We start from the raw sequence: 4,451 nt of genomic DNA, 5'->3' as shown, positions 1-4,451 counted from the left end.
CGGCCTGCCGGCGGCGCTGCTCGCCGAGCACGTCCTCAAGGCGGGCCTGGAGGCGGTTGTAGAGGAGGACGATCTCCTCGTATGCGTCGGCCATCACCAGGCGTTCGGCGAACGCCGGGTGTACCTCCCCCAGGGCCGCGGTGTGCAGGCGCAGCGACAGGGCCCGGACCTCCTCGCTCACCCCGCAGAGCTGGATGATCGCCTCGATGGTGGAACGGTGCGGAAGACGTTCTCCCGAAAGGTTCTTCGACAGGGCCGAGGCGCTCAGCGCCGCACCCGAGGCCACCTGTTTGCTCGCCAGGTCCGCAGATGCTCGACCAGCGCCCGCTTGTGCGGGCGGTTCTCGAAGACCTCCGGTTTCAGCGGGTCGAGCCCCCGGCGGGCCGGCCGGGCCTCACCGCCCGCAGACCCGCCCTTGCCGGTTCCCTCCTCGGCAACACCCGCCATGTCCGTTCTCCCAGTTGACAGTTGCGGAAAGAAGATCGTTTCCCATGGCGCACCCGCCGCCCGGGACGGGACGCTCGAACCACACCCCGCCGCACACCCCACCAGCGGCATACCCGGCGGAGTGACGTCCTGCGACCTTCCACGCACTGAGGAGAACCATCGTGCCGACCCGTCGTGACCCGCGTGGCAGCTTTCCCGTAGAACTGCTGGTGTTCCTGGCGATCCTGACCACCGGCATCATCCTGATCCTCGTCGGCCATGTCTCCCCCGAGGCCCTCGCCGGCTACGCCTCCGCCCTGACCGGCCTCTACGCAGCCTGGCACCACCACCCCCGCAACGAAGAACCCCAGCGGACTCCACCCCAGACCCCGCCCACACCCGAACCGTAACCACCGCCCCGCCGGCTTGTGGGGTGATGGCCCAGCTCAACGAGCAGACCGCCGGGCGCGACAAGCTCACGCCCTCGCGATACTGGGCGTGACAGGCCGCCCGGCTCCGGCCCGACCGATCTGTGCAGAAGCCCGCGCCCACCCTCGCCGAACCGGTGGGCCGGTCCGACCAACCAAATCCCCCACTCCCTAGGGAGACAGAGACGGGCCCACCGTCCGAGGCGGACGGACAAGGTCAGCCGTGCGCGGCCCCCGGTGTGTACTGGCGCGCCAGCGCAGGCCGCCGCCGGGGGGCCACTCCGCACCGGGCTGGAGGCGGCCCCGTGCTCAGTTGCGGAGCAGCTGCAGGCGCGCATGCGACCGGCACTGGTTCACAGGAAGCCAACTGCGCCCGCGACCCATCGTCCTGGGTAGTCGAACCCCGCCGCAGAGATGATCAGCCCCATCACGAAGGCCACACTCGCGGTCATGCTCAGCCATTCGCCTGCAGGGCCGACGTCGAACCTGCCCTCGACGTGCTCACGGAGCAGGCTCTGCAGAACCCAGGTCCCGGATGCCACCAGCGTTCCGACAACCGCGTAGATAGCGAGCTTCCAGCCTGCAGGGCCGGGATCCGCGCGCAGGCCTGTCACGAATCCTGTGGGGATGGCGAAAAGCAGAGGGATCGACACTACGTAGAACGCGTTGTAGATCTTCGGTACAGGTCGGAGGGGGGAAGATGCGGCGGGCAAGGGTCGAGCTTGCTCGAAGACGCGTTTGTACGCCTCGTCAAAGGCGTGGACCTCTTCCTGAGTGCCCAGTACTCGCACCAGTGCCTGCAGGTCCTGCGACGACTCCGGGAGGAAGTCTGCCTCCAACCCTGACAGAACCGCGTTCTGGGACCGGGTCCGCCCCTCTCCGAAAGCGGCGGCGGCCAACCGTGCGGCCGGCCACCGACCGGCTCCTCCCTCGCGCTCGCGCAGGCTCGCGAACGCGTGAGCCACAGCCTGCGGCGTGTCCGCGGTGCTCAACCAGTCCAGCAAGTGGGTGTCGGTGGGCGCCCTGTCCTCATGGTGGTCCCGCGCCGAGGTCAGCGGCGGCTCTGCGGGGCCTCGTTGGATATCAGTGCTGGTAGACGGCTTGTCCAAGGGGACATTGGACAAGGGTTGGACAGGGGTCTGTTCAACGGGCTGCGGCTGACGAACGTGGTCTTCGAGAACACCTACGCTCTCGATCACGAGCGGGGCGTCTTCCTGTCCCCCGCCGTCGCGGGGGGCCTCGGTGATCGTGACAAGCTCTGTCTCGACACTGTCCGGCTCAAGGTCGAGTTCGATCTCGGCCTCGTCCTCGCGGCCTTCCGCCTCGATGTGCTCCAGCAGAATGTCGATCTCGGTGTCACTCCTGCTGGCGACGTCGCTGTCTTCGCGTGGGAGCGTCGCCACCGAGCTGTCGGGCACCGCCAGGTCGCGCGCCTCCCGCTCGAGGCGGTTGATCTCCTCGTGGGCAGCCGCTGCCTCCGCCAGCCAGAAGTCCTGCTGCTCTTCCGCCGTCAGTCGGCGGCTGCGGGCTCGCTCTTGCTGCAGCTTCACCCGGCTCAGCCGTTCCTTGGCCTGGCTCAACTGCAGCTCGATCCGTGTCCGCTCGCGCTCACCGGCCTGCCTCAACTGAAGCTCCGCGTTCTCCAACCGGCTCTGTGTCAACGCGAGTATCGGCTGGAGCTCCTTGAGGTGCTTCTCGGCGTTCTCCGCCAGCCTTCGGTACTTCACCGCCTGCTGCAACGCGTCATCACGGCGCTGATGCTGATGCACCAACCCGCCGCCGGCTGAAGCTTGTCGGCGTTCCGCAGCCGCAGCAGTCCACAGCGCCTTCGCACGTACTGCCTTGGCCTGCCGCACCTGGCCGGGCGTCGTATACGCCTCGACGAGGCGGCCCAGCAACGCCTTGGGGATCAGCTGCGCGCCATTGAGGTAGTTCCCCCACGCCGAGGGGCTCTTGCCGAGCTTCTCCGCCAGCTCGCGGACCGTCGCTCCCCGTACCAACCCCACAAGGAACCTGGCCAGCTCGCCAGCGGCCGTACCTTCCGGGATCTCCCGCCTCGGAGCCATCCCCCACCCTTCCTCAGCCCCAGTGTCCAGCCCTGACCAGCCGCTGTCCAACACGCAAACCGCCTGCCACCAGGCAAAACGTCATCTCCCCGTACCACCCATAACGGTCGGGCGGCCAACCTCTGCCCACACACAACGACGACACACCCGGGGAGACCGCGGTGACACTGACCACGCTCTACACCTTCCTCAGCCACGACCTACTCGGCAACGTCCTCGCGACGCTCCTCGTCGCCGGAGCCGGATACTCAGTCAAGAAGATCCGCACCAAGATCCGCAACCGGAACGACAACACCGACCAGACCACCACCACCTGACGCCGGACCATCCCGGGCACCTGCACCTCCTGGGGGGGCGCCCGGCAACGCCCAGAGCACACTGGCGGGGTGAACAAGCGTCGTGCTCTGGGCACCGGCCCCATCCCCACCGCTTCCTCGGCACCGGCGCCAACAGAGCGCCGGGTGCCTCTCGCAGCCAAGCCGGGCGCCGCCGTGGCCTCCACCCCGAGGGCCCGGTCTGCGGTGCGTGCTACGAGAGCCCGGCCCGACTGTGCGGGCTACGACGCCCAGGGCGCCTACCTCACCCTCGGCCAGCACCCAGTCCTGCTACCGCCCAGGCTCGCCCAGCTCATCGAAGACCAAATCGCCGACCCGAAAGCAGGGCTGTTCCGCCGTCAGCTCGACGACAGAACCCACTATCTCCTGCCCGGACAGGCCCCAGGCAGATCACGCAACCCGCTCGGCGCCGGCAACCTGATGCGCCCGCACGGCATGCCCGTCCGCCCTGCCCGCAACACCGCCGTGATCGAAGCCGGACCGCACCGGCACCCCTGGAGTCGAGCGGGGCCTGCTGTGGGGCTACTGGCTGCTGTCCGGCTACGGCCTGCGCGCTTCCCGCGCCATGGGCTGGCTGCTGACCGCCATGGCCGCCACCATCGTGCTCATGATGGGGCTCGGCCTGCCCGACTCCTCACAAAGACAGGACACCACCGGCACCGGCCGGACCGGCAGCGGACAGGTGACGCTGACCGTGGACGAGCAGGACCCACGGCTGGCTCTACCCATCCACGACCGGTTCACAGCAGAGCGGTTCAACAAGGCCCTGCAGGTGGAGCTGAACTCCGTCGTCTTCCGTTCCAGCAGCCAGGACCTCACCACATGGGGCACCTACACCGAGATGGCGAGCCGCTTCACCGAGCCCGTCCTGCTCACCCTGGCCGTTCTTGCCGTGCGCAGCCGCATCAAACGCTGACACACACAGCCGCCCCACCTCCTGTTCAGAAAATCGAACGCACGCCGTACGGGTGTTCCCTGCTCCGATGCTTCCCGATCCTCGAATACCGCAGGGTTGGAACACCGCCTCTTCACCAGTGAGGCGGCGGCGTCGAACCGGCCGAGTACGGCACCTGGGTGTCCTCCGCCCAGCTGCGCCCGATCCCCGGCATGGTCCTGGACCGGGTGCCCACCCACCGCAACCCGACCGGCGCCGCCGCAGTGCCGGCAACACCCTGGGTGTGGGTCCTGGACGGCCG

5 protein-coding genes are annotated in these 4,451 nt (G+C 68.5%); 3 read left to right on the top strand and 2 right to left on the bottom strand.

Annotation, left to right across the window (positions count from 1 at the left end):
- Positions 1–286, bottom strand: a 286-nt coding sequence (locus VR44_RS36470; RefSeq protein WP_045951955.1) for a hypothetical protein, incomplete at its 3' end; no start/stop codon positions are given.
- Between the two features lie 322 nt (positions 287–608).
- Between VR44_RS36470 and VR44_RS36465 the strand changes: the two genes are divergently transcribed.
- A complete protein-coding gene (locus VR44_RS36465) occupies positions 609–836 on the top strand; it encodes a hypothetical protein (protein WP_045951954.1) in 228 nt (75 codons plus the stop codon).
- 371 nt (positions 837–1,207) lie between these two features.
- On the opposite strand, the gene VR44_RS36460 is transcribed toward VR44_RS36465, so the two are convergent.
- The gene (locus VR44_RS36460) at positions 1,208–2,920 is read right to left on the bottom strand and encodes a helix-turn-helix domain-containing protein (protein WP_045951953.1); all 1,713 of its coding nucleotides are present in this window, start codon (positions 2,918–2,920) and stop codon (positions 1,208–1,210) included.
- A gap of 161 nt (positions 2,921–3,081) precedes the next feature.
- On the opposite strand from VR44_RS36460, the gene VR44_RS45615 reads away from it, so the two are divergent.
- Together VR44_RS45615 and VR44_RS36455 are read left to right on the top strand one after the other, a co-directional pair.
- Positions 3,082–3,237 (top strand): hypothetical protein, encoded by a 156-nt coding sequence (locus VR44_RS45615; RefSeq protein ID WP_157880520.1) that lies wholly within the window; start codon positions 3,082–3,084, stop codon positions 3,235–3,237.
- Positions 3,238–3,820: 583 nt separating this feature from the next.
- Positions 3,821–4,171 carry a hypothetical protein gene (locus VR44_RS36455; protein ID WP_045951952.1) on the top strand — a complete coding sequence of 117 codons (351 nt, stop codon included), beginning with the start codon at positions 3,821–3,823 and terminating at the stop codon, positions 4,169–4,171.
- Positions 4,172–4,451 lie beyond the last annotated feature (280 nt).

It is taken from the genome of Streptomyces katrae (genome assembly GCF_000966975.1).
Classification (GTDB): domain Bacteria; phylum Actinomycetota; class Actinomycetes; order Streptomycetales; family Streptomycetaceae; genus Streptomyces; species Streptomyces katrae.
This window is presented reverse-complemented; position numbering and strand designations above follow the sequence as displayed.